Source organism: Methylophilus aquaticus, from assembly GCF_030769565.1.
Taxonomy (GTDB): domain Bacteria; phylum Pseudomonadota; class Gammaproteobacteria; order Burkholderiales; family Methylophilaceae; genus Methylophilus; species Methylophilus aquaticus.
This window is the reverse complement of sequence record NZ_JAVCAP010000013.1, coordinates 34,928-59,646: the sequence shown is the minus strand read 5'-3', so window position 1 is coordinate 59,646 and position 24,719 is coordinate 34,928. Positions and strand designations below refer to the sequence as shown.

The following is a 24,719-nucleotide window of genomic DNA, read 5'->3' as shown; positions in this document are numbered from 1 at the left end:
ACAAAGGTCTACAATACCTCGGCTGCAAAGTCGGCCAAGCGTGAACGCTCACCACGAACCAATGTGATGTGTCCATTATGCGACCAGCCTTTGAATCGATCAACGACATAAGTCAGCCCAGAGCTGCCCTCGGTCAGGTATGGCGTGTCAATTTGCGCAATATTGCCCAAACAGACCACTTTAGTGCCAGGGCCGGCACGCGTGATCAAGGTTTTCATTTGTTTGGGCGTCAGGTTCTGTGCCTCATCAATAATTAAAAACTTGTTGAGAAACGTTCTTCCACGCATGAAGTTAAGCGATTTTATTTTGATGCGGGTGCGAATTAAATCCTGAGTCGCGGCGCGCCCCCATTCTCCTACATCTTCGTCAGTCTTGTTTAGCACATCCAGATTGTCCTCTAGCGCCCCCATCCATGGCGCCATTTTCTCTTCTTCTGTACCCGGCAAAAAGCCAATATCCTCACCGACTGGCACCGTGACACGCGTCATGATGATTTCCGAATAACGCTTTTTATCCAGTGTCTGGGTGAGGGCGGCGGCTAATGTGAGCAAGGTTTTACCGGTGCCTGCTTGCCCGAGCAAGGTTACAAAATCAATCTCAGGGTCCATTAGCAGATTTAACGCGAAATTCTGCTCTCGATTGCGTGCAGTAATGCCCCAAACATTGTGCTTGGGGTTCGCATGGTCATGCACCACTTCCAATACCGCAGAATTATCTTCCAGCTTACGGACGATGGCATGAAATGGTTTGTCATGTTCGTAAAATACAAACTCATTGATTAGCATGGACTTCACAAGCGGCCCCAGGACTTTGTAAAACATCCGGCCGGACTCTTGCCATGAGTGCATATCCTTGCTGTGTGTTTCCCAGAAGTCATGGGGTAATTCCCGCAAGCCGGTATACAGCATATCGCTGTCTTCGAGAACCTTGTCGTTAAAATAATCCTCGGCTGGCACGCCCATGGCACGCGCTTTGATGCGGATATTGATATCTTTGCTGACCAGGATCACATTGCGTGCAGTTTGCTGTTTTTGCAGCGAGAGCACCACGCTGATAATCTGATTATCAGCCTTGCTGCCTGCCAGTCCTGGCAAGTCTGTGGGGACGTGTTCGGTTTGGAAAAACAGCTTACCCGTTAAATGGCGGTTGCCTTGAATCGCCAATGGACAGCCATCTTCAAGAGTAGATGCATCCGTGCTACCCATTATTTCTTCAAGAAAGCGGCTTGCCTGGCGGGCATTGCGTGCAACTTCTGTTAACCCTTTTTTATTATTATCCAACTCTTCAAGCGTCACCATTGGTAGGTAAACGTCGTGTTCCTCAAACCTGAAAAGGGAGGAAGGGTCGTGCATCAATACGTTGGTATCTAGAACAAATAACTTGGTTTGTGGAGCACGTGCCATAGATAATCGCTTTATGGATGAAAAGACTGAATACAGGCCAATACCTCTGCGGCATGACCATCGACTTTGACGCCTCGCCATTCTTTGACGATAGTGCCTTGTGGATTAACAATAAAAGTACTGCGTTCGATGCCCCTCACTTGCTTGCCGTACATATTTTTCATTTTGATGACGCCAAACAACTGGCAAGCAGTCTCTTCACTGTCAGAGAGTAATTCAAACGGGAAGCTGTATTTGGCTTTAAAGTTTTCGTGAGATTTAATACTGTCGCGCGAAATGCCGAATATTGCGGTATCAGCAGCACTGAACTGGTCATACATGTCGCGAAACTGGATGCCTTGCGTTGTACAGCCTGGAGTAGCGTCTTTGGGGTAAAAATAAAGTACCAAGAATTTACCTGAATAGTCGCTGGCTTTGAACTGCAAGCCAGAAGTGGCTGGCAAAGTGAAATCCGGAAGGGGTGAATTCAACATAGTATTCATAACGATTGCTTACCCACATTGTTGATAAAAATTAAGAATTAAGCAAGCAAAAAAAATCAAATTATTGGGTGGTTGCAGAAGATTAAAGTTTTAAATGGATTGCTTACTCAGTGGTGAGACCGTACAAGTGCTTGAATGATCCAAGCACTTGAAAAGTTATTGCGGGAGTAGAATCGACACCCGCGTCCCTTGCATTGGTGCAGGCTCAAAGCGCAGTGCCCCTCCTAATTCTTCGCAGACTTTGAATGCGAATGGGATACCTAGTCCAGTACCAAAACGTTTGGTAGTTGGGCCCGGCGTAATGGCATGCGGGTCGGGTGTGAAAGGCATGCCTGGCCCTTGGTCAGTGATAGAAAGCATGAGCTCCTGATTCGCTAATGAGCACTCGATTGTAATCTCAGAATTTTTTGGAGATGCTTCCAGCGCATTTAAAAGCAGGTTGTAGAGCATTTGTTCCAACAGATGCTCATCTGTCAGTATGGGGCGTTTGATTTGACTGCTGTTTTCAGTGATTTTGATTGATTTCTCTATGAGCTTGGGCTGCAATGTCGTGATGGCGCCCTGTACGATAGAAGCCAATGAAAGTTTGTTTAGCATTGGTTTTATTGGGTGCAAGTAGGATAGTAATCCGCCAGTCCAGCGTTCTAAACGATCTACGGTGTGGATAATGCCTTGGATAGAGTCTTGCGTATCTTTGTCCATGTCTGGTGCATCAATCACTTGTGCAGTTGCACGAATACTGGCTAACGGGTTCCGTATGTTATGCGCCAGCATAGGCACCAGTAAACCCAATGCTGCTTGCTTTTCGCTTTTGACCAAGGCATTCCGGCTGGCTGCCAGATCTTCGGCCATTTTATTAATTTCACGTGAAAGCGTAGCCAGTTCCTCTGCCCCTGCTTCAGGGACCTGGTGTGTCAGGTTGCCCGCACTGATTGCATTGGTGGCCAGCATAATGTCTTTAATCGGTTTGACAATCGTATTGTTTAAAATGCGACGCGAAAACAGCAGAAGAATGCAAGCCAGTATGATCGGCAAGGACAGCACAGCGATTGAATGCCGCTTGGCTTCGTCCAGGCGTTGTTTAATCTCGCTTTGCTTAATCATCAGCAAACGCTCTGCGCGCTTTGATACTTCTTCATAATGCGTAAAAATGCCGGTTTCGATGTCCTGATAAATTGATTTTTGTGCTTGATGATCGGGATTGCTCTGATAGCGATAGAACAGGGCCGGTGCTTCATTCACAAACTTGCGGTATTTTTCTTCAATTTCATTCAGCGCTTCACGCTCTTCAGCGTCTACCGCGATTTTCTGTAGTTGTTCCAAGTGCATCAGAATTGAAGTTGTATATTGGTTGTATTCGGCCAGGGCTGAACCTTCCTGCAGAAAAAAAGCATCAAACAGTTCTTTCATTTGCCGGTAGAGGTCACCGCGAACCAGATAAATTTCCTGAACCAGAATGTTAATGCGTTGAGACTGTTTGGAGGCCTGATCCCACAAATAAATACCATATGCGCCACTACCAACTGCAAATATAATCAGCGCAATAAAATACAAGTCGTGCAGAAGCAGCAGAAATCTTAATGGTTTGCCAAATACTTTCTGTGCGGTGCTCAATGTTTTGATGTTGTCAGGTTTGGGCATGTGTTAGCTGGTCAATTTGAAGCTGACAGTCACAATGATATTGTTAATTCTACCGCGCAGAATTTCATTGAAGTATTGTTTTAATTGTGCTTTCTGTGCCGCAGAGATGGCTGCTTCATCAATCGGCTTATTTCCGCTGGATTCAAGCACTTCGATGCTGGTAATGCTGCCGTGATCATCAAGGTTGATACTTAATTTAACTTCGCCTTCAATGCCGCGATCTTGCGAAATTCTTGGATAGCGCTGATTTTTTTTCAATTCCCGGTGTGCAGCATTCCGGAATGCATTTCGCGCTGCCTCAATATCCCCTTCGCTGGGTCCAGAGACCTTAACAGGTTCTGGTGCCGGGGGAGGCGCTGGCGGAGCTGGGGCAGTGACGGTTTCAGGTTTGCTGTCACTGACCGTTGGTTTGACAGCTATGACTGGGGAGGGCAGTGTTGGTGGTTCAACGGTTGGCTGAGGGCGATGTTCAGCAGGCAGCTCCGGCAAGGGGGAGGGCTTTCGTGGTACAGCAGGTTTGAGTTCTGTCGGAGTGGGGCGTGGTTTAACCGGTACAGGTTTTGGCGGCGGCGGTGCTTCCTGTTGAATGGCTTCAGGTTGCGGCACCTCTTGTTTAACCAGTTCAATTCTGATTTCCTGTTTTGGGGCGTGTTTTACCTCGTAGGCGGGCTTGGAGATTGCAAACATCATGACAATGTGTGCCAATACGGAACCAATCAGGCACCACAAGAGTAAATGTTTGAATTTTTTAGATGGTTGTAAAACGGCTTGCACGCCCAAATCCTTACTGAAAGCCTCCGTCGCAAACCGACACTATAAGCGATTTTTGACAGTCCTTGCCAGCAATGATCTCGCTGGTGCGCATTAATATATCCCGTGAAATGGTTGTACGAAGACCATGCTGCCCGCTGCTAATGCACCTGTCTTTTCATCCAGAACAATAAAACAATTTGCCTGACTCATACTGCTTAACATGCCCGAACCTTGGCCACCAGTAGGTTTGACTTTCCATACGCCCAGATCGTCAAATAATATTCCGCGTTGAAATTCGGTACGGCCCGCCGCTTTTTTAATGGCTGCCACGCATTCCACCTGGAATTGTGGTTGAGGGGCTGCCGACTCACCCGATAGGACTTTCAGGGCTGTCTGCACGAACTGGTAAAAGGTCACTACGGTGGACACTGGGTTTCCGGGCAGGCCGAAATAATGCGCATGGCCGATTTTTCCATAGGCGAGCGGTCTGCCGGGTTTCATATTGATTTTCCAGAACAATACCTGCCCATGTTTGGCCAGCAGTTGCTTCATATAGTCTGCTTCACCTACCGATACGCCTCCACTGGTCAGTACTGCATCATGGCTGCTTGCGGCTTCTAGTAGGGTTTTTTCCAGCATTGACGGGTCATCTGCCACATTGCCCAGATCGAAAACTTCAACGTCTAAGGCGTGCAGCATGCCCCACAGACTGTAACGGTTGCTGTCATAAATCTGCCCTGCTTGCAGCGGTGTACCGACCGAGACCAGTTCATCGCCTGTGCTAAAAAAGGCCACTTTCAGGCGGCGATAAACGCTGATGCTGGCAGTGCCCAGCGATGCCAGTAGCCCAAGATCTGCAGCCTGCAAACGATGGCCCGCCTGCAATACGGTTTGGCCAACTTTCAAGTCTTCACCGGCCAAGCGCACATTCGCGCCCAGCGGTGGGAGTTTATCAATCAATATCGCCTCTGGTGCCATCGTGGTGTGCTCCTGCATGACCACGGTATCCACATCGGCAGGCATGACGGCGCCAGTCATGATCTTGATGCAGGTGTTGGCTGGAATGGCTGCGTTGAATGGCTTGCCAGCCAATGCCGTGCCGACCACTTTCAGCGGTGCCTGACCTTCAACATGGCGAAATGCAAAGCCGTCCATTGCCGAGTTGTTGTGGCCGGGTACGTTGGAGGCGGAAACTACCGGCTGCGCCAATACCCTGTGCAAGCCGTCTTTGATGGCAACCATTTCAGTTTCGGCTACCGGGCTCAGGAACTGCGTAATAAATTGTCTTGCTTGCGTAACCGACATGGCATTGGGGTCATAGTCTTCCATGCAGGAAGGATCGTGTGCGAGTTGAGAAAGTAATGATGGGTTCATGATGCGTGGCTGGTTGAATGCGATGTGTTGGGTTGGGAGACATCGATACTGTTGATGTTGGTGAATGCTTGATCTGCTTCAAAGAAAACATAGGCAGGCTGATGCTGCATTTGCCAGGTACTGACTTTGCGCTGACCACAGTCAAGAAATGATGTCAGACTGGCCAGCAAGCTTCGGTGCATCAGGCAAAAAACCGGGTGGTTGCCACTGGTGCTGCGGGCGATAGCCATCAAGCTTTTTTCTTTGACGATGGCCGCGCCGAGAAGCTGCACAAGATCCAGTGGCAGCAAGGGTGAGTCACAGGGTACGCTGACAATCCAGTCGGTTTCTGTATGGTGCAACCCTGCCTGCATGCCTGCCAGCGGACCATCAAAGTGCGGGCTGGCGTCAGTAAAGACCGGATAGCCCAGTGTTTGGTAAGTGTCCAGATTGCGGTTGGCGTTGATGATTACCTGATCTACCTGGGGTATGATCCGTGCCAGTACGCGCTCTATCATCCGCACGCCTTGATAGGTCACCAAGCCTTTGTCCGCGCCTCCCATGCGGGTGCCGCGGCCACCTGCCAGTATGAGTGCAGTGACTTGCATGGTTAGCCGCCTGTATGCGACATGAATCTAACCACCGCCGGTTGTGCGCGGCGCAGGTCAAAATCGTGCCCCTTGGGTTTGATGCGCATGCCGTGCAAAATAGCCTGAACCAGTGGCGCATCATCGTGAGGATGTGCGCGAAGCAATGGCATTAACTCTATTTTGTCCTCCTGCCCCAGGCAGAGAAACAGTTCACCTTTACAGGTAATGCGTACCCGGTTACAGCTTTCACAGAAATTATGGCTGTGCGGTGAAATAAAGCCGATTTTGGTGAGCTGGCCGTTGACTTGCCAATAACGTGCGGGACCGCCTGTTTGATGGGTGCTCGGGGTGAGCGAGAATTTATCTTTTAACAGGGCGAGGGTGTCTGCATTACTGACACAGCTATTCTCGCGGGTATGGTTGACTTCACCGAGTGGCATCTCTTCGATAAAGCTGACATCCACCCGTTTTTGAATGGCAAAGTTAACCAGTGCTTCTGCTTCATCCTCGTTGATGCCACGCATCAGCACCGTGTTGAGTTTGATATTTTCAAATCCGGCCGAGAGGGCGGCATCCAGTCCGGCGAGTACTTTGTGCACATCGCCCACCCGCGTGATTTGCTGGAAGTGGTCGGCATCTAGGCTGTCCAGCGAAATATTGATACGCTTGACGCCTGCCGCTTTCAGTTGCGGAGCGAATTTATCAAGCTGGCTGCCATTGGTTGTGAGCACACACTCTCGCAATCCATCAAGTTGGCCAATCTCTTCGAATAACCACATTGCATTTTTACGTACCAGCGGCTCACCGCCGGTAATGCGAACTTTACTGACTCCAAGACGGACAAACAATTTAACCAGTCGTGCGCATTCCTCGAGCGTCAGTACTTCGTCACGCGGTAAAAAAGTCATCTCCTCTGCCATGCAGTAATGGCAGCGAAAATCGCAACGGTCAGTAATCGACAGTCTGATGTAGTCCACGCGCCGACCAAACTGGTCGATGAGGGTGTCAGGGAAGGTGGTTGTAGGTTGCATTGTGCTCATGAATTCTAAAGTAATCAGTATTTTATGCCCTTTTCATGCTTTAACAAGGCATAAATAGAGGTTATGATTTGATGGTGATAGAATGTAACTAAATTGTAAACAGATAAAATGTGAGGTCGGTTTGGATAACACATTGAGCCATGAGCAGCTTGTACAAATACAGGCGCATATTCACGCACACCAGCATGTGCCAGGCGGATTAATGCCATTGTTACATGCGATTCAGGATGATATCGGCTATGTACCTGAGTCCATCTATCCTGACATATCTAAAGCCTTGGCTTTGTCCGTGGCTGAAGTGCATGGGGTGGTCACTTTTTATCATCATTTCCGAACGCATCCGGTTGGTAAACATATTCTGCAAATTTGTCGTGCCGAATCTTGTCAGGCCATGGGGTCAGAGAAGCTGGAGTCCGAGGTAAAAGCCCGCTTGGGTGTGGACTATCACCAGACCACGGCTGATGGCAGCCTCACGGTGTTACCGGTGTATTGCCTGGGTAATTGTGCCTGTTCGCCAGCGGTGATGCTGGATGACGAGGTGTATGGACGCATGACCGCTGAAAAAGTCTCCGAATTAATTGGTGAGGTGTGCCATGGTTAAGGTGTATGTACCTGTTGATTCAACAGCATTGTCACTAGGGGCTGAGCGCACGGCACAAGCTATTGTTGCAGAAGCGCAAAAGCGGGCGATTCCGATTGAGCTGGTGCGTAACGGTTCTCGCGGGCTGTTCTGGCTAGAGCCCATGGTAGAAGTGGCGACTGCACAAGGGCGTGTTGCGTTTGCGCCGGTACAACCCAAGGATGTACCGGGCTTGTTTGATGCCGATTTTCTGAATGCCTTGTCTGACAGTGCAAAAGCACATCCACTATATTTAGGGTTGACCGAAGAACTTGCCTGGCTCAAAAAGCAACAGCGACTGACTTTTGCAAGAGTAGGGGTGATTGACCCGGTTTCGCTGGATGATTATCTGGCCCATGATGGCTACAAAGGCCTCAAAAATGCGTTGGCGATGACAGGTGCAGACATCGTCAAAACCGTAACAGACTCTGGCTTGCGCGGGCGTGGCGGTGCCGCTTTCCCAACCGGTATTAAATGGAACACTGTGCTTAACGCGCCTGCCGAGCAGAAATATGTCGTCTGTAATGCCGATGAAGGCGATTCCGGGACCTATTCCGACCGCATGGTGATGGAAGATGATCCCTTCGTGCTGATTGAAGGGATGACGATTGCAGGCATTGCAGTGGGCGCCACCCAGGGGTATATCTATTTGCGCAGTGAATATCCGCATGCCTTAAAAACGCTGAACGAAGCCATCCGCAAAGCCAATTTGGCTGGATATTTGGGTGAGGACATTCTTGGCTCTGGCAAGACCTTCCATCTGGAAGTACGCCGGGCGGCCGGTGCATATGTCTGCGGTGAAGAAACTTCCTTGCTGGAAAGCCTGGAAGGCAAGCGCGGGCTCGTGCGCTTCAAGCCGCCACTGCCAGCGATTGAAGGCTTGTTTGGCAAGCCGACCATCGTCAACAATGTGATTTCACTGGCCACCGTACCCATTATTCTCGATAAGGGTGCTCAGTTTTACGCTGACTATGGCATGGGGCGCTCGCGCGGCACTTTGCCCATTCAGTTGGCTGGTAATCTCAAACAGACTGGGCTGGTGGAGCTGGCGTTTGGTGCGACCCTGCGTGCGCTGTTGTACGACTACGGTGGCGGTTCAGCCACCGGTCGTCCGATTCGTGCGGTGCAGGTAGGTGGCCCGTTAGGTGCCTATTTACCGGAAAGCCAGTTTGATACACCGCTGGACTATGAAGCGTTTACCAAGATATGGGCAGTACTTGGCCATGGTGGCATTGTGGCCTTTGATGACACGGTAGACATGGCCAAAATGGCGCGGTATGCATTTGAATTTTGTGCGGTTGAAAGCTGTGGCAAATGCACACCTTGCCGGATTGGCTCTACCCGTGGGGTAGAAGTGATGGACAAGATTGTGGCGGGTAAAAACCATACAAAGAACGTTCAGGTATTACGTGATTTGTCCGATACTATGCTGAATGGGTCCTTGTGCGCGCTGGGCGGGATGACACCTTACCCTGTGTTAAGTGCAATTAACCATTTCCCTGAAGATTTTGGTGTGAGCAGTAAAGAAGCGGCTGCCTGATGGCGCAAAGGATGTGAATCATGGATGACATTAAATACACCCCTTCCCAACCCAATGTGCGCAAGTACGATCCAGACAAGGATTATGGTACGCCCAAGTCTGAGAGCACAACGCTGGTGACACTTAATATTGATGGCGTAGATGTGACGGTGCCGGAGGGTACTTCCATCATGCATGCTGCGCAGCTGGGTGGCGTGACCGTGCCCAAGCTGTGCGCCACCGATTCGCTGGACCCCTTTGGCTCCTGCCGCTTGTGCCTGGTAGAAATTGAAGGGCGTCGTGGCTATCCAGCGTCCTGTACCACTCCTGTGGCACCTGGCCTTAAAGTGAAAACGCAAACCTCCAAGCTGGCAGATATTCGCCGTGGTGTGATGGAACTCTATATCTCTGATCATCCGCTGGATTGCCTCACCTGTGCTGCGAATGGCGATTGCGAGTTGCAGGACATGGCTGGTGCGGTGGGCTTGCGCGAAGTGCGTTATGGCTATGAAGGTGAAAATCACCTCGGTCAGGCCAAAGATGAATCCAATCCTTATTTTACGTTTGATGCGTCCAAGTGCATCGTCTGTTCACGTTGCGTGCGCGCATGTGAAGAAACACAGGGTACATTTGCATTGACGATTCAGGGTCGTGGCTTTGACAGTAAAGTCTCTGCCGGCAATAAAGATTTTCTCGATTCAGAATGTGTGTCTTGTGGCGCATGTGTACAAGCCTGTCCAACAGCGACTTTGATGGAGAAAACCGTGATTGAAGCGGGGACGCCTGAACACAAGGTGACCACTACTTGTGCTTACTGTGGTGTGGGTTGCAGCTTTGATGCCGAAATGAAAGGCGAAGAGGTGGTGCGCATGACCCCGAGCAAAGAGGGGGGGGCAAACCATGGGCATAGTTGTGTGAAAGGCCGTTTTGCCTGGGGCTATGCTACCCACGCGGACCGCATCACTACGCCGATGATACGCAAAAGTATTCATGATCCCTGGCAAAAAGTCAGCTGGGAGGAAGCGATCAGTTATGCTGCCAGTGAAATCCAGCGTATCCAGGCCAGGTATGGCAAGGATGCGGTGGGCGGGATTACCTCCAGTCGCTGTACCAATGAAGAAGTCTATGTCACCCAAAAGCTGATCCGGGCGGTTTTCGGCAGTAATAACGTCGATACCTGCGCGCGTGTTTGCCACAGCCCGACCGGCTATGGCCTGAAACAAACACTGGGAGAATCGGCGGGTACGCAGACATTTGATTCGGTGATGAAATCCGATGTGATTTTTGTGATGGGTGCGAACCCGACCGATGGTCACCCGGTATTTGGCTCCCTGATGAAGCGCCGTCTGCGTGAAGGTGCCAAATTGATTGTGGCGGATCCGCGTGCGATTGATCTGGTGGAAAACTCACCCCACGTGCGTGCCGACTTTCATTTGAATTTGCGTCCGGGCACCAATGTTGCGTTAATCACCGCGCTGGCCCATGTGGTTGTCACTGAGGGTCTGGTGCAAGAAGCGTTTGTGAAGGCACGTTGCGAGTGGGATTCATTCGTCACCTGGCGAGATTTTGTGGCCAAGCCCGAAAATTCGCCTGAAGCACTGGCCAAAGAACTGGGGCTGGATGCTGAACTGGTGCGCGAGGCCGCACGCCTGTTCGCGACTGGCGGTAATGCAGCGATTTACTACGGTCTGGGTGTGACCGAGCACAGTCAAGGCTCTACCACTGTGATGGGTATTGCAAACCTTGCCATGGCGACCGGTAATGTTGGCCGAGAGGGCGTGGGTGTTAATCCCCTTCGTGGTCAGAATAATGTGCAGGGCTCATGTGATATGGGCTCCATGCCCCATGAGTTCCCTGGTTATCGACATGTGGCAGATGATGAAACGCGTGCCCTGTTTGAACAGGCCTGGGGCGTCAAGCTGAGTGCTGATCCCGGCTTGCGTATTCCCAATATGCTGGATCTGGCAGCCGAGGGCAGCTTCAAGGCCGTCTACTGCGTGGGTGAAGATATTGCACAATCCGACCCTGATACCCAGCATGTAACACATGCATTGGAAAGTATGGAGTGCGTGATTGTGCAGGACCTGTTCCTCAATGAAACGGCCAAATTTGCGCATGTATTTTTCCCGGGGGCTTCTTTCCTGGAGAAAAATGGCACATTTACCAACGCTGAGCGACGTATCTCGCCTGTGCGTAAAGTCATGACGCCTAAAAACGGCATGGAAGACTGGGAAATTACTGCCAAATTTTCGACTGCACTCGGTTACCCCATGCACTACACCCATGCCAGCGAAATCATGGATGAAATCGCAGCTTTGACCCCGACATTCAAAGGGGTCAGCTTCAAAAAACTGGATGAATTAGGCAGTATCCAGTGGCCATGCAATGATGAGGCACCCGAAGGGACACCCACCATGCACGTAGATGAATTCGTGCGTGGTAAAGGCAAATTCTTTATTACGCAGTATGTTGCCACCACTGAGCGAGTCAATGCTAAATTCCCGCTGATTCTGACCACAGGACGTATCTTGTCGCAATACAACGTGGGGGCGCAGACACGTCGTACACAAAACGTGGTCTGGCATGCTGAAGATTTGATTGAAATTCATCCGCACGATGCGGAGGAGCGTGGCATCCAGGAAGGTGACTGGGTAGGCATTAGCAGTCGTGCAGGGCAAACCGTGCTACGTGCAAAAATCACAGAGCGTGTGCAGCCTGGTGTGGTCTATACCACTTTCCACCACCCCGAGTCTGGTGCCAATGTGATTACCACGGATAACTCGGACTGGGCGACCAATTGCCCGGAATACAAAGTCACCGCGGTGCAGGTATCTCGTGTGAACCAATTGTCGGATTGGCAGAAAGAATATCGTACATTCAGTGACACGCAGATCGAGTTGACTGGCATGGATCCACACACGGTTGTTTCCTGATGGCTGTTTCAGTGCCTGAACAGGCCGCGTGCCTGTTTGAAGTGCAGCAGGCAGTCGATCTTGAAGAGGTCGATGCGGTTGCGACCGTCGATGCACAGCAGGTCGTGCGCTGGCAGTCTGGTCAGCCATCGGCGCTGAACGATGCGCTGGCGCAAGAGGTGCCTGTGGCCCTGGTCTATAATGGGCTTTCGCACGTGGTGATGTTATGCAGTCCGGCCGATCTGGTGGATTTTGCTTACGGATTCTCGTTTACCGAAGGCATTATCAGTCATGCCGAGCAGATCTACAGTGTGGAGCTGCAAGCACGCTATAGCGATGCTGGGCAATATCAGGGCATAGAGGTGCAGGTTGCCTTGGCCTCGGCACAGTTTGCCGGGCTAAAGCAGCAGCGGCGCAATCTGACCGGGCGTACTGGTTGCGGTTTATGTGGTGCAGAGAGCTTGCAGCAGGTGTTCAAGCAGCCGCAGTGTGTTCATCATGAAGCCACTGCGGCGCTTTCGGTGCGGGCAATCGATGAAGCAGTTTCACGATTGCAGGCGCAGCAACCTCTGCAACAGTTAACGGGGGCGACGCATGCGTGTGCCGTGATGGATCGTTCAGGTGTGGTGCTGGCTGTGCGTGAAGATGTTGGCCGTCATAATGCGCTGGATAAGTTGATCGGAAGTTTGTTGCGCAAGCAGCAGTTGCAGGCATTACAGCAGTCGCAATATATCCTGACCACCAGCCGGGCCAGTTACGAAATGGTGCAGAAGGTAGCCATGGCCGGAGGAAAAGGGTTAATTGCGATGTCAGCACCCACTGCCTTGGCAGTGAATTTGGCTAAACAGTATGATTTGCTACTGGTGGGGTTTGCCAAGCCGGGGCGCTGCGTGGTCTACCATGGTAGCCTCGCTGAAGCGTAACTTGAACTGAACAGCATATATACAAGATCATTGAAAGTGTTTGTAATGGATATTGAAAAACTCATAAAAATGGCTAATCAGATTGGTGATTTCTTTGAAGCTAATCCAGACGCTGAAGACGCCAAGCTTGAAATCGCCGGCCATTTAAAAAAGTTTTGGAATTCTGTAATGATTAAAGCGATTGTTGCACATGTGCAGCAGCAACAGGGCGCAGGATTACACCCAAGAGTGGTTGCGGCTATTCAGCAACATGTCAGCGTTTAAACTGACAGGCAAATGCTGCTGGCGGTCGCTGGTATTTTCGGTGGGTAGTCTTTTAGGTGGGGCCTGTAGCCATTATTGCCGTTGAAACAGCCGGAATGACTCTTTAGTCTGGCGGCGTTGCTCACCTTCCCAAATCTGTTGCCAGTCCTTTCCAGGCAAAGCATGCCGCTTGCCCGGCTCATCCCCAATCAAATACAAATCGCAATGTCGTATTTGCATGTCCTCCGCAGGAACCACATGGATGCCAGTATGATAATGCAGCAAATCAATTTGTGACGCGCCGATATTCTTGCTGTAAATACAAGTGTATTTGGAAGGCAAATGCTTGCGCAGGTCTTCAAAAATAGGCTGGTAGGTGCGCGCAGCTTCTATCATCGGTAGCCACAAACTCATAAATACAGTCCACGCGCAGGTCATGCCGATGGCCCAATTGGTTGCACTTGAGCGATTGGAGTGTTTTGAACGTAATACACTGGAAAGCCATATCAATGTCACGGCCACTGCAATTGCGCCATAAAACAGGTTGAAGTTGATGGTAGACAGTCCTGATAAATAACTGAGGCGCTGATAGAGCCGTGCCGGACTGCCATTCAACATGGCCCACCAACCTACCCAGGCAATACCCATCAGCAAGCCAAATAAAATTAGCCCAAACCAGTTCAATGCGCCCGCGGCCCCACGTTTAAGTGTCTCGATGCTGCCAGCCGCCAGAACGGTGAGCGGGATCAGTAAAGGTAATGCATGCACCTCACTGCGGTCACTGTAAAAGCCAATCAGTACAAAAGAGGCAATAAAGAACGCCAGGCATAATTGAAAACGGTAGGTGTGCAAAAAGCTGTGTCTGAATCTCCAGATTCCCCACAGCGCAAATGGCAATGCAGGCCAGGCATACCAGGCCAGTGTTCTCAGGAAATAAAAGTGCTTGCTGGGCTGGTTGATACTCCACTGCGATTGCCACCAGGCTTGCCACAAGTCTGGCGCCCAGTGTGCGCACAGGGCGCACCATAACCAGATAGAGGGCAGGGCAAGTAGCACCCCAGTGAGTAATGCCCGCTGTACTGGTGGATTTCTCCATAGGGTTGGCAACAGCATTAAGCTGAGTGTGGTAATCACGATAGTTGTTGCAGGCAGTACGCCTTCAGCAAGGAATGCGATGGTCAGGCCGGCTGCCAGTAGCCATGTCGCCCGCCACGGTTTGCGTAGTACCAGCGCCAGCGCATAAAAAGCCATACTCATGCCGGTCAGTGCAGCAACTGCGGGCATTAAGGTATGCGCGCTCACTACCAGGCCAAGGCAGCCAATAAAAATAAAATTGGTTTGGCGGCCAATACCAAGGTTCCATAGTTCGCGACCACTGAGCCCCATCATCAACAGCGTGACCAGCATCCAGATGCCTACGCTCAGTCTGGCAGCATCATGCGCCGGGAGCCAGGGTGAAAGCAAGTCTGCGAATCCGGCAGCTACCCAGTAGAATAGTGGCGGCGTTTCCAGGTTCGGGTGGCCGGCAGAGGTTGGTGCTATCCAGGCGCCATGCTGCCAGCTTTCCATGGACCAGAATGGCTGATCCATCAGTGTCTTGATAATGCTGATCGATTGAGATTCGAATGGTTTCCAGGGAGAGTGGCCAATCAGGCCGACACATAGCCAGATTGCACATAGTAAAATGAGCAAATGCGTTTTTGCCCTTTCCCCCACTTTGGCGCGGGGGGTGGCCATATTTTCTTGCCAGTCGTGATCAATGAAAAACTGCATGTCGAATACTGGATAATCTCTTGAGAGTGAACAGTCCACATATTAGCGCAAACCATGCGCGTGGTTGAAACATAATAAAAAAGGCAGCCAAGCTGCCTTTTTTCGAGTATTCCACCCAGTTACATACCGTATTTCTGACGGAATTTTTCAACGCGACCAGCAGTGTCTAAAATTTTCTGTTTACCAGTATAGAACGGATGGCATTGTGAACATACTTCAATGTTCAGGTCTTTGCTGTTTGTAGAACGGGTTTTGAACTTGTTGCCACAGCTACAGGTGACATTAATTTCAACGTAATTTGGGTGAATTTCAGCTTTCATGCTTTCTCTCTAATCTTAAGCAGTTGCAGTAAACCGGCAATTATCTACCAATTTTTTGTTTTTAACAAGAGCGCGCTTGTAAAAAACCCGCAAGTTGGCCATTTTAACCGCGACGCATGCTGTCGAAGAAGTCGTTGTTATTTTTGGTGGCCTTGATTTTATCCAGCAAGAATTCCATCGCTTCGAGGTCGTCCATCGGGTATAGCAACTTGCGCAAGACCCAGATTTTTTGCAATACATCTTTTTCCAGCAGCAACTCTTCGCGGCGTGTGCCGGATTTATTGACGTTAATCGCCGGGTAAGTACGTTTCTCGGCCATACGTCTATCCAGATGGATTTCCATGTTGCCGGTGCCCTTGAATTCTTCGTAAATTACATCATCCATGCGTGAGCCGGTATCGACCAGTGCGGTGGCAATAATGGTGAGTGAGCCGCCTTCTTCGACGTTACGTGCCGCACCAAAAAAACGTTTTGGTTTTTGCAGGGCGTTGGCATCGACACCACCGGTCAGTACTTTGCCTGAAGAGGGGATGACCGTGTTGTAAGCACGCGCCAGACGTGTGATGGAGTCGAGCAGAATCACGACATCCTTTTTATGCTCTACCAGTCGTTTGGCTTTTTCAAGCACCATCTCGGCGACCTGCACATGGCGAGTGGCTGGTTCATCAAAGGTAGAAGCCACGACTTCGCCGCGCACAGAGCGTGTCATTTCGGTCACTTCTTCCGGGCGCTCGTCAATCAGTAACACGATCAGAATACAGTCAGGGTGGTTGGCAGTAATGGCATGTGCCACATTCTGCAACATCACGGTTTTACCGCTTTTCGGGCTGGCCACCAGCAAGGCGCGCTGTCCTTTACCAATCGGCGCAATCATGTCAATCACGCGGCTGGTTGTGTTTTCTTCCCCTTTGATGTCGCGCTCCAGCTTGAGTGGCACAGTCGGGAACAGCGGTGTCAGGTTTTCAAACAGAATCTTGTGTTTAGTGTTTTCCGGGGCTTCGCCATTCACGCTATCGACTTTGACCAGGGCGAAATAACGTTCACCATCCTTGGGCGTGCGAATTTCCCCCTGAATGGTATCGCCGGTATGCAGGTTGAAGCGGCGGATTTGTGAGGGCGAAACATAAATATCATCAGGACCGGCCAGATAAGATGTATCTGGCGACCGTAAAAAGCCAAAGCCATCAGGCAAGACTTCCAATGTGCCATCTCCAAAAATGCTGTCACCCTTTTTGGCCTTGTTTTTCAGAATGGCGAAAATCAAGTCCTGTTTTCGCATGCGGCTGGCGTTTTCTATTTCATTGGAAATAGCCATTTCTACCAGTTCGGTGACAGGCAGGTGTTTGAGGTCAGATAAATGCATGAGTGACTCGCTAGATGGAGAGGCTTTAGAGATTGGAAGAGAAGCCCGGTTTCGACGTTGTTTGAAACCGGGTGGAGTTTACTTAAATATTGCTGTCAATGAATGCGCTGAGTTGAGACTTGGACAGTGCGCCCACTTTGGTGGCTTCCACATTGCCGTTTTTGAACAGCATTAGGGTTGGAATGCCGCGGATACCATATTTAGGAGGCGTGTTCTGGTTATCATCGATGTTGAGCTTGGCCACTTTCAGGCGACCGGCATACTCTTTGCTGATGTCATCCAGAATCGGGGCAATCATTTTGCAAGGACCACACCATTCAGCCCAGTAGTCAACCAATACCGGAATCGTAGATTGCAAGACTTCCTGTTCAAAGCTGGCGTCGCTTAAATGGGTAATGTTGTCGCTCATTGTTGCCTCTTAAGAATGGTGATGGGTCTAAAGTAAGAATAGACTGGATATCAATTGAAAAAATTCCAGAACTGTATGACTTGTTTGCGGTACGTGTGCACGTATTAATTTAAGACTTTGGAAAGTATAACAATAGAATTCGGGCATAATCAAGTCATTTTTAAATGAATCATGTGCCTTGTCGCGCCAATTCTTTGTACAATCTGTTCATGGTGTTTTGTCGTTACATAATAACTATCAATACTTGCATCCGTGTTGGGTTGGCAGTACTGCTTGTGATCTTGCTGGCGGGTACTGCGGCCGCTCAGTCCGAGACGGCATGGGTTTTGCAGGATATGGTCGGCAATACGCACACTTTGTCTCAGTACAAGGGGCGATGGGTGGTGGTGAACTATTGGGCGCCCTGGTGCCCACCTTGTCTTGAGGAAATGCCTGAGTTAGTAGCGTTTTATGATGCCCATTTGCACCATAAGGTAATGGTGATTGGCGTGGCTGTACAGTATGATACGGAGAAATCAGTTAAGCGCTATGTTGATGATATGCTGGTTTCTTATCCGATTGTGCTAGGTGAGGCGCAACCTAAGCAAGTTTTACGGCAGGCAGTCTTGCCTACAACCTACATTTATAAGCCCGATGGCAATTTATACCTGATAAGGCACGGCACCATAAGTAAACAGCTGTTAGAACAGTTGCTCAAAGTGCCGTGACAGGGCGTGATCAGGTGAACTTCAGTAAATAATTGGCGCTATCCTAAATTGTCACTGCCTCGCCCGCCGTGTTGATCACGCTGAGCTGGTTTTCTTTGGCAAATTGTATCAGCTGTTCAAACCCTTCTGGATTGACCTCTTTCAGTTTCATATCTACTGACAAGCTGCGAACATTATTCACCAGCTTTGGTTTCAAATAAGGCGAGTAGCGAAGTTTTTTATCATCGCCAAAGGTGGCGTAAGTGCTGCACATACGGTCAACCCAGTCACTCGGACGGAATTGTTTGCCTGTCAGAGTGATGCCTTGAATAATAATTTCCTGATTTTCCATTAAGTTTCCTAACGTTTCTTTTATTATTTAATGTATTCGAATACTTTGACAACCTTGCTCACGCCTTCTGTATTTCTGGCGATTTCAACGGCGTCGTTGGCTTCTTTTTCTGAGACGATCCCCATCAGGTAGACGGTGTTCGCTTCGGTCACTACCTTGACAATGTTGGCTGGGAACAGATTCTCACTGATGAAGCGAGTTTTGACTTTGGTAGTTGTGTAGGCGTCATTGCTGCGGTCGCCGATGGAAGAAGCTGCACCTACAACGAGTGCATTATGGATTTCTCGTACATTGGTGATTTCGCGAGACAGATTTTCTGCTTCAGTTCGCTGAGCTTCAGATGGTACTTCACCAGTGAGTAGGACGACGCGGTTGTAGCTGGTGACATTCACATGCGCTGCGTTATCCATATAGCTTAGCAAGCGTTTACTGACTTTGAGTTCAATGCCTTGGTCTTCTACGAAAATACCTGAAGTGCGGCGGTCAGCGGCCATGATGCCGCCCGCAGTGGCGCCGCCCACAACGGCAGGAAAGCAGCCTGCTAACTGAGTACTTAACAGTAATAGGGTGATGGCGGAAAAGTTCTTAATCATGGAGTTTCCTAAGCATTAGAAGATTGAATGTGCGAGAAAAGTGCAAAACTGCATATTTAGCAGTTCATCAGTGTGACAATCAATAACAATTAAAATTCTACGCCTTTTATGTGTCGATTGCATTACGAATCCAATCGGGTGCACGCATCTGTGTGTCATGAAACAGCACCACATCAAAGCGGCAAGCTGTATCGGGCGCGTGTGTTTGTAAGTAATGTTGCGCAGCGCGGATCAGTTTTTGCTGTTTGTGGTGATGGATGCTTTCTGCCGCACTGGTGAAGTGTGGATTGCTGCGTAACCTGACCTCAACAAATACCAGCGTACGCTTGTCGCGCATAATCAGGTCAATTTCACCAAAGCGGCAACTGTAGTTTTGCGTAAGCAGTTCCATGCCTTGTTGCTTTAAAAAAACAACAGCTGCGGCTTCGGCAGCCAGCCCTTTGTTATTCTTGTTGAGTTTCATGGGCAAGGTGCATGTTGTGTTGTTTATCAGCGTATGCGGGCTAATAGTGCTTAGTGAATTTGCCCTGATACCTTAAAATGCCCGTATGAATGGAATGGGTACATTATATGTGGTCGCTACACCAATCGGCAATCTCGGTGATATCACCTTGCGTGCATTGGAAACGCTGAAACAGGTCGATGCTATTGCTGCAGAGGATACGAGGCATACCGTTGGTTTGCTGCGTCATTTTGGCATCAGCAAGCCCTTGATTGCTGTGCATGAGCATAATGAGCAGCAATCTGCCGAACATTTATTAAATCGGCTGCAAGCAGGTAATTCGATTGCCTTGGTTACGGATGCCGGGACGCCCGCGGTGAGTGACCCAGGCGCTGTGGTGGTGCAGGCCGTGCGTGAAGCTGGGTTGATTGTGGTGCCAGTGCCTGGGGCAAGTGCAGTGATTACGGCTTTATCTGCAGCCGGTATTGTGCAGCCGGGGTTTTGGTTTGAAGGTTTTCTACCAGCGAGCGGGGCGCAGCGTCGCAAACGGCTTGAACAGCTTAAATTGCTGGCAGGCACCGTTGTCCTTTATGAGGCGCCGCATCGTATTGTGGAGTGCATGGCGGATATGCAAATGGTGCTTGATGCTGTCCGGCAGGTCACGATTGCCCGTGAGTTGACCAAGACATTCGAGACCATACACACCTGCCTCTTGGTCGATGCAGTAGACTGGTTGCAATCGGATTTAAATCAGCAGCGTGGTGAGTTTGTGGTGTTGATTCATCCACCTGTCGTACAAAAGCAAGTGGGCTTGGAAGCAGGTGCGTTACGGATATTGCAGCGGTTGTTGCAGGAATTGCCGCTTAAACAGGCTGTGTCACTGGCTACCGATATTACCGGGCACAAAAAAAACGAACTCTATGAAGCTGCGCTGGCAATTAAATCTGGTGATTCTTTAAAACAAGATTGAATTTGAAAAAAGACTCTTATGACCACAGAACTCTCCATTATTCGCCCCGATGACTGGCATTTGCATTTGCGTGACGGCGAAACGCTGAAAGCAGTGCTGCCAGATACCGCCAGACAGTTTGCACGGGCCATTGTCATGCCTAACCTGCGTCCACCGGTGACCACTGCTGAGGCTGCGCTAGCGTACTACCATCACATCCGGCAGGCACTGCCTGCCGGGGCTGGTTTTGAACCCTTAATGACCTTGTACCTGACCGATAACATGGCTGCAGGCGAGATCGTGCGTGCGCGCCAAAGCGGTGTGGTACACGCGGTAAAACTGTATCCTGCGGGAGCCACTACGAACAGCGATTCTGGCGTCACCAGCCTCGCCAAGTGCGCGCATGTATTGGCCGAGATGGAAAAGCAGGGCATGCCCTTGCTGATTCATGGTGAAGTGACCGACGGCGATGTGGATGTATTTGATCGCGAAAAGGTATTTATCGAGCGGCATTTGCAGCCGTTACTTAAAGATTTTCCTGGCTTGAAAGTCGTGTTTGAACATATCACCACACAAGAGGCTGTCGAGTTTGTTGCTTCAGGCCCGGACACGCTGGCCGCCACCATCACTGCTCACCACCTGCTGATGAACCGTAACGCCATGTTCACTGGAGGCATCCGTCCACATCACTATTGTTTGCCTGTGCTTAAACGTGAAACGCACAGACAGGCACTGGTGCAAGCGGCAATCTCCGGGTCAGGCAAGTTTTTTCTGGGCACGGACAGTGCGCCGCATCCAAAGTCGGCCAAAGAAGCCAGTTGTGGTTGTGCCGGCATGTATACCGCGCATGCTGCGATTGAGCTCTATGCCGAGGCTTTTGAAGAGGCCGGGGCGCTCGATCAGCTGGAGGCATTTGCCAGTTTTTATGGGCCGGATTTCTACAACTTGCCGCGTAATACAGAAAAAGTCACCCTGCGCAAACAAAGCTGGCAGGTGCCAGAAACTATTCCGTTTGCAGGTGATGTGCTGGTACCTTTGCGGGCCGGGCAAGAGGTCACTTGGAAGCTGGCTTAAATTTGCCAGTGGACGGGTGTTTGCCCTTTTTTAATCAAATATTGGTTAATCTGCGAAAACTGGTGATTGCCAAAAAAGCCGCGATGCGCCGATAAAGGTGATGGATGCACTGATTTTAGAATCAGATGTTTGCTTGGGTCGATCACAGCCCCTTTTTTTTGCGCATAACTTCCCCACAATACAAACACCAAGCCTTCGCGATGGTGGTTCAAGGCCGTAATGGCTGCATCTGTAAACTGTTCCCAGCCGCGGTTTTGATGGGAGCCCGCATTGGCCATTTGCACGGTCAACGTGGCGTTGAGTAATAGCACGCCCTGGTCCGCCCACGGAGTCAAATCACCACGGCCGCTCATGTGGATACCTAAGTCCGACTCTATTTCCTTAAAGATATTCATCAAAGAAGGTGGTAAAGCCACGCCGGAGGGCACCGAAAAGCTCAGGCCGTGGGCTTGCCCGAGGCCGTGATAGGGGTCTTGACCAATAATCACCACCCGAACCTGTTCAAAAGGCGTGTGGTTGAATGCATTAAAAATCAGTGGCCCGGGCGGGAAAATTGTTTTGCCCGCAGTTTTTTCCTGTTGCAAGAATGCTTTGAGTGTCTGCATGTAGGGCTTGTCAAACTCTGCGCCTATTTGGGCTTGCCAGGAGGGGTGCAATTGGCCTGTTTTTTCTTGTGTTGTCATGGTAGCTAATGCGTGATTGTTTGCACTCTATTATAGGGTCTCAATGCGACCGTGGTAAAATACAAGTGAAGCCAACCAGACAGTCGCCGCTTAGCGCAAGTTAAGGGGAGGAAAGTCCGGGCTGCACAGAGCGGGATGACGGCTAACGGCCGTACGCTGAAAGCTGGAAACAGTATAAGGTGAGGAATAGGGCCACAGAGACGAGCGTATTAAGTTACGGTGAAACGCGGTAACCTCCATTCGCAGCAATATCAAATAGGCTGGCATTTGTCGCAAGACATAAGGCGTGGCTCGCGCTGCCAGCGGGTAGATAGCTTGAGCGTGTGAGCAATTACACGCCTAGATGAATGACTGTCGCCACGCAAGTGGATACAGAACCCGGCTTACCGGTTGGCTTCAATTTTTTCTAGCGGGCCCTTCTTTGCGGTCTGCTGTGTCTGCCAGATTGTCAGCGCTTGAATTATTTTTCTTTCGTTAAATCCCCTGATCACTTCCCGGTCTATCAACAATACGGGCACGCCCTTGCCTGCGAGCCGCAGGTACTGTGCTTTGCCTTCTTCTGATTGCTCAATGTCAAACTCCTTGTAGGGGATCTGCTGCTGTGTAAGTAGTGCTCTGGTTTTTTCGCAATATGGACACCATGAGGTGGCATACAGCACAACTTTCCCCTGACTGTAATTGGGTGCTGGCGAAAGGTGAAAGAGCAGTGTACGCCATTCCATGGTGCATAGGGCGGCGATGCCTATCACTAAAAACTTCAATCTGGGGCCCATGGGTCGTTTCCTGAAAAAGTCATGTATGTGCGCAATGCCTTTCTGCTTTTGCTGAAGTCTTGCCGCTCAGCAATTTTGATCCTTAAAACGCATTTTTTGTGCAGAAAAAGGGGGTAAAAAATACAATTTTTTAATTATCCAATGTTTTCAATGGGATACGGTTTTTTATTAAACAACTTTGTTTGTTTTTTGCTCCAATGGCTTGATTTGAATTGGATTGTTATTTTAACGTAAGTCTTTGTCTTTAAAGAAAAACTTCATGAAAAGTGCTTGCAAAGCGCTTTTGTTTTATCTATAGTGTGCAAAAGGGTGAAATTGTGTTGAATTGTGGGAAATTTATCCCTATTTGGCTGAAAACAGATCAGGATCAGGAAAATATAGAATGTTTCGCGGTGCGGTACAGCTCAGTTTGGATGCGAAAGGACGGCTCAGTGTGCCGGCCAAGCATAGAGACGTGCTCACTGCAGGTGGTCAGGGTGAGGTGGTATTAACCGCGCATCCGCACCGTTGCCTTATTCTGTATCCTAAAGCCGCTTGGGAGCCCATTGAAACCAAGCTCACCAGTTTGTCCAGTTTTAATCCGCAAACCAGTGGTATTCAGCGCATGATTGTGGGCCAGGCCGACGTCATGCACCTGGATTCTGCCGGTCGTTTACTGGTAAATGCAGTGTTGCGAAAATTTGCCCGGCTCGATAAGGAAGTCATGATGGTTGGGCAAGGCAGTCATTTTGAATTGTGGGATATGGCAAGCTGGGATCAGCAGCTGGAAAGTTTGATGGCTGCAGATCAGTTGCAGATTCCACAAGAGCTCGAGGGATTCTCATTATGATGGCGGGCGCGAAGTCAGCGCCCGCGTCTTTGACGGAAGTGTCTGTTTCGCCAGCCGCTGCCAGTCATGTCACGGTGTTATTGCATGAGGCTGTAGGCGCGCTGAATGTGCGCGAAGATGGCGTCTATGTGGATGGCACATTTGGACGTGGCGGGCACAGCCGTCTCATTCTTTCTAAACTGGGTACTCAGGGTCGTTTGATTGCGCTGGACCGCGATCTGACGGCAGTCGCGCATGCGCAAACTATTGCGGATGCGCGTTTTACTATGGTGCACGCCCATTTTTCTGAAATGGCAGAGGTGTTGGCAGACATTGGCGTGCATGCGGTGGATGGTGTGCTGCTGGACTTGGGGATTTCATCCCCGCAAATTGATCAGGGCGACCGCGGGTTTAGTTTCAGGTTTGATGGTCCGCTGGATATGCGTATGGATCAGAGCCGGGGCAAGACGGCTGCCGAGTGGCTGGCGGTGATTTCAGAAAAACAATTGGTTGAGGTGATCAAAGATTATGGTGAAGAACGGTTTGCTAAGCAGGTTGCAAGGGCGATTGTTAAAGAGCGCGAAGATGGGCATGCCATCACCACTACAGGGCAACTTGCCAAGATCGTGGCAGGCGCCATCCCAAAGATTGAGCCGGGCCAGAACCCTGCAACGCGCACATTTCAGGCTTTACGGATTTTCGTCAATCAAGAGCTTGAGGAATTGTCGCTAGTGCTGCCTGACTGCTTGCGTCTGTTGCGGCAGGACGGGCGTCTTGCCATCATCAGTTTTCATTCGCTGGAAGATCGCATAGTGAAACGCTTTATTCACTCCGAGCAGGACCGGGATAACTTGCCTGCCGGATTGCCGATCCGCGCCAGTGAATTGCCGCAACCACGGTTGATGGCAGTTGGCAAGGCGGTCAAGCCAAGTGCTGCCGAAGTGGCTGCGAACGTACGCTCGCGCAGCGCAGTGTTGCGCGTGGCTGCACGAACGGCTGTGCAGTAGTAGCGTAGG

At 50.2% G+C, this 24,719-nt stretch carries 25 protein-coding genes, 1 other RNA gene and 1 pseudogene; 11 read left to right on the top strand and 16 right to left on the bottom strand.

Going from position 1 to position 24,719, the window contains the following annotated elements:
* Positions 1 to 8: 8 nt before the first annotated feature.
* From Q9291_RS06390 to moaA, 7 genes are all read right to left on the bottom strand, one after another.
* Complete coding sequence (locus Q9291_RS06390) at positions 9 to 1,403, bottom strand: PhoH family protein (RefSeq protein ID WP_306389197.1); 1,395 nt, start codon at positions 1,401 to 1,403, stop codon at positions 9 to 11.
* An 11-nt stretch (positions 1,404 to 1,414) separates the two neighbouring features.
* The gene (locus Q9291_RS06385) at positions 1,415 to 1,876 is read right to left on the bottom strand and encodes a peroxiredoxin (protein ID WP_306389196.1); all 462 of its coding nucleotides are present in this window, start codon (positions 1,874 to 1,876) and stop codon (positions 1,415 to 1,417) included.
* 165 nt (positions 1,877 to 2,041) lie between these two features.
* Positions 2,042 to 3,526: a sensor histidine kinase gene (locus tag Q9291_RS06380; protein ID WP_306389195.1), complete on the bottom strand. Its 1,485-nt coding sequence runs from the start codon at positions 3,524 to 3,526 to the stop codon at positions 2,042 to 2,044.
* Between the two features lie 3 nt (positions 3,527 to 3,529).
* Positions 3,530 to 4,300 carry an energy transducer TonB gene (locus tag Q9291_RS06375; RefSeq protein ID WP_306389194.1) on the bottom strand — a complete coding sequence of 257 codons (771 nt, stop codon included), beginning with the start codon at positions 4,298 to 4,300 and terminating at the stop codon, positions 3,530 to 3,532.
* A gap of 90 nt (positions 4,301 to 4,390) precedes the next feature.
* Positions 4,391 to 5,653, bottom strand: coding sequence for a molybdopterin molybdotransferase MoeA (gene moeA / locus Q9291_RS06370; protein WP_306389193.1), 1,263 nt, complete (start codon positions 5,651 to 5,653; stop codon positions 4,391 to 4,393).
* Positions 5,650 to 6,240: a molybdenum cofactor guanylyltransferase MobA gene (gene mobA, locus Q9291_RS06365; protein ID WP_306389192.1), complete on the bottom strand. Its 591-nt coding sequence runs from the start codon at positions 6,238 to 6,240 to the stop codon at positions 5,650 to 5,652. Before mobA ends, moeA begins: the two co-directional genes overlap by 4 nt.
* Before the next feature lie 2 nt (positions 6,241 to 6,242).
* Positions 6,243 to 7,253, bottom strand: coding sequence for a GTP 3',8-cyclase MoaA (gene moaA, locus Q9291_RS06360; protein ID WP_306389191.1), 1,011 nt, complete (start codon positions 7,251 to 7,253; stop codon positions 6,243 to 6,245).
* A 130-nt stretch (positions 7,254 to 7,383) separates the two neighbouring features.
* Here moaA and Q9291_RS06355 point away from each other — a divergent pair, with 130 nt between their 5' ends.
* The 5 genes from Q9291_RS06355 to Q9291_RS06335 are packed head-to-tail and all read left to right on the top strand — an operon-like array spanning position 7,384 to position 13,499.
* Positions 7,384 to 7,863 (top strand): formate dehydrogenase subunit gamma, encoded by a 480-nt coding sequence (locus Q9291_RS06355; RefSeq protein WP_306389190.1) that lies wholly within the window; start codon positions 7,384 to 7,386, stop codon positions 7,861 to 7,863.
* A complete protein-coding gene (locus Q9291_RS06350) occupies positions 7,856 to 9,421 on the top strand; it encodes a formate dehydrogenase beta subunit (RefSeq protein ID WP_306389189.1) in 1,566 nt (521 codons plus the stop codon). The genes Q9291_RS06355 and Q9291_RS06350 overlap by 8 nt, the downstream gene beginning before the upstream one ends.
* A gap of 20 nt (positions 9,422 to 9,441) precedes the next feature.
* A complete protein-coding gene (gene fdhF, locus Q9291_RS06345; RefSeq protein ID WP_306389188.1) occupies positions 9,442 to 12,333 on the top strand; it encodes a formate dehydrogenase subunit alpha in 2,892 nt (963 codons plus the stop codon).
* Entirely contained in the window at positions 12,333 to 13,235 is a 903-nt protein-coding gene (fdhD, locus tag Q9291_RS06340) for a formate dehydrogenase accessory sulfurtransferase FdhD (protein ID WP_306389187.1), read from the top strand. The genes fdhF and fdhD overlap by 1 nt, the downstream gene beginning before the upstream one ends.
* Before the next feature lie 45 nt (positions 13,236 to 13,280).
* The gene (locus Q9291_RS06335) at positions 13,281 to 13,499 is read left to right on the top strand and encodes a formate dehydrogenase subunit delta (protein WP_306389186.1); all 219 of its coding nucleotides are present in this window, start codon (positions 13,281 to 13,283) and stop codon (positions 13,497 to 13,499) included.
* Between the two features lie 72 nt (positions 13,500 to 13,571).
* Here Q9291_RS06335 and Q9291_RS06330 read toward each other — a convergent pair whose 3' ends face one another.
* The 4 genes from Q9291_RS06330 to trxA all read right to left on the bottom strand — a co-directional run bounded on the left by Q9291_RS06330 (position 13,572) and on the right by trxA (position 17,343).
* Positions 13,572 to 15,251, bottom strand: a complete 1,680-nt coding sequence (locus Q9291_RS06330) for an ArnT family glycosyltransferase (protein ID WP_306389185.1) — start codon at positions 15,249 to 15,251, stop codon at positions 13,572 to 13,574.
* Positions 15,252 to 15,370: 119 nt separating this feature from the next.
* Positions 15,371 to 15,571, bottom strand: a complete 201-nt coding sequence (gene rpmE, locus Q9291_RS06325) for a 50S ribosomal protein L31 (protein ID WP_306389184.1) — start codon at positions 15,569 to 15,571, stop codon at positions 15,371 to 15,373.
* Between the two features lie 103 nt (positions 15,572 to 15,674).
* Complete coding sequence (gene rho / locus Q9291_RS06320) at positions 15,675 to 16,934, bottom strand: transcription termination factor Rho (protein ID WP_306389183.1); 1,260 nt, start codon at positions 16,932 to 16,934, stop codon at positions 15,675 to 15,677.
* Between the two features lie 82 nt (positions 16,935 to 17,016).
* Positions 17,017 to 17,343: a thioredoxin TrxA gene (trxA, locus tag Q9291_RS06315; RefSeq protein WP_018987391.1), complete on the bottom strand. Its 327-nt coding sequence runs from the start codon at positions 17,341 to 17,343 to the stop codon at positions 17,017 to 17,019.
* Between the two features lie 164 nt (positions 17,344 to 17,507).
* Between trxA and Q9291_RS06310 the strand changes: the two genes are divergently transcribed.
* Entirely contained in the window at positions 17,508 to 18,050 is a 543-nt protein-coding gene (locus tag Q9291_RS06310) for a TlpA disulfide reductase family protein (RefSeq protein WP_306389182.1), read from the top strand.
* 43 nt (positions 18,051 to 18,093) lie between these two features.
* Here the strand turns inward: Q9291_RS06310 and Q9291_RS06305 are convergent, their stop codons facing one another.
* The 3 genes from Q9291_RS06305 to Q9291_RS06295 form a co-directional block, all read right to left on the bottom strand.
* Positions 18,094 to 18,381 (bottom strand): DUF3579 domain-containing protein, encoded by a 288-nt coding sequence (locus tag Q9291_RS06305; RefSeq protein WP_306389181.1) that lies wholly within the window; start codon positions 18,379 to 18,381, stop codon positions 18,094 to 18,096.
* Between the two features lie 23 nt (positions 18,382 to 18,404).
* Positions 18,405 to 18,974 carry a BON domain-containing protein gene (locus Q9291_RS06300; RefSeq protein WP_306389180.1) on the bottom strand — a complete coding sequence of 190 codons (570 nt, stop codon included), beginning with the start codon at positions 18,972 to 18,974 and terminating at the stop codon, positions 18,405 to 18,407.
* A 106-nt stretch (positions 18,975 to 19,080) separates the two neighbouring features.
* Positions 19,081 to 19,437, bottom strand: coding sequence for a YraN family protein (locus Q9291_RS06295; RefSeq protein WP_306389179.1), 357 nt, complete (start codon positions 19,435 to 19,437; stop codon positions 19,081 to 19,083).
* An 85-nt stretch (positions 19,438 to 19,522) separates the two neighbouring features.
* Between Q9291_RS06295 and rsmI the strand changes: the two genes are divergently transcribed.
* Positions 19,523 to 20,386, top strand: coding sequence for a 16S rRNA (cytidine(1402)-2'-O)-methyltransferase (rsmI, locus tag Q9291_RS06290; RefSeq protein ID WP_306389178.1), 864 nt, complete (start codon positions 19,523 to 19,525; stop codon positions 20,384 to 20,386).
* An 18-nt stretch (positions 20,387 to 20,404) separates the two neighbouring features.
* Positions 20,405 to 21,439 carry a dihydroorotase gene (gene pyrC / locus Q9291_RS06285; protein WP_306389177.1) on the top strand — a complete coding sequence of 345 codons (1,035 nt, stop codon included), beginning with the start codon at positions 20,405 to 20,407 and terminating at the stop codon, positions 21,437 to 21,439.
* Here pyrC and ung read toward each other — a convergent pair.
* The gene (gene ung, locus Q9291_RS06280; RefSeq protein WP_306389176.1) at positions 21,436 to 22,122 is read right to left on the bottom strand and encodes a uracil-DNA glycosylase; all 687 of its coding nucleotides are present in this window, start codon (positions 22,120 to 22,122) and stop codon (positions 21,436 to 21,438) included. The two genes, pyrC and ung, sit on opposite strands and share 4 nt — an antisense overlap.
* Before the next feature lie 67 nt (positions 22,123 to 22,189).
* Between ung and rnpB the strand changes: the two genes are divergently transcribed.
* Positions 22,190 to 22,524, top strand: an RNA gene (gene rnpB / locus Q9291_RS06275) — RNase P RNA component class A.
* Between the two features lie 83 nt (positions 22,525 to 22,607).
* Here the strand turns inward: rnpB and Q9291_RS06270 are convergent.
* A pseudogene (locus tag Q9291_RS06270) lies at positions 22,608 to 22,844 on the bottom strand (glutaredoxin family protein); the annotation flags it as partial.
* A gap of 433 nt (positions 22,845 to 23,277) precedes the next feature.
* On the opposite strand from Q9291_RS06270, the gene mraZ reads away from it, so the two are divergent.
* Entirely contained in the window at positions 23,278 to 23,724 is a 447-nt protein-coding gene (mraZ, locus tag Q9291_RS06265; RefSeq protein WP_306389175.1) for a division/cell wall cluster transcriptional repressor MraZ, read from the top strand.
* Positions 23,721 to 24,710, top strand: a complete 990-nt coding sequence (gene rsmH, locus Q9291_RS06260; RefSeq protein ID WP_306389174.1) for a 16S rRNA (cytosine(1402)-N(4))-methyltransferase RsmH — start codon at positions 23,721 to 23,723, stop codon at positions 24,708 to 24,710. The genes mraZ and rsmH overlap by 4 nt, the downstream gene beginning before the upstream one ends.
* Positions 24,711 to 24,719 lie beyond the last annotated feature (9 nt).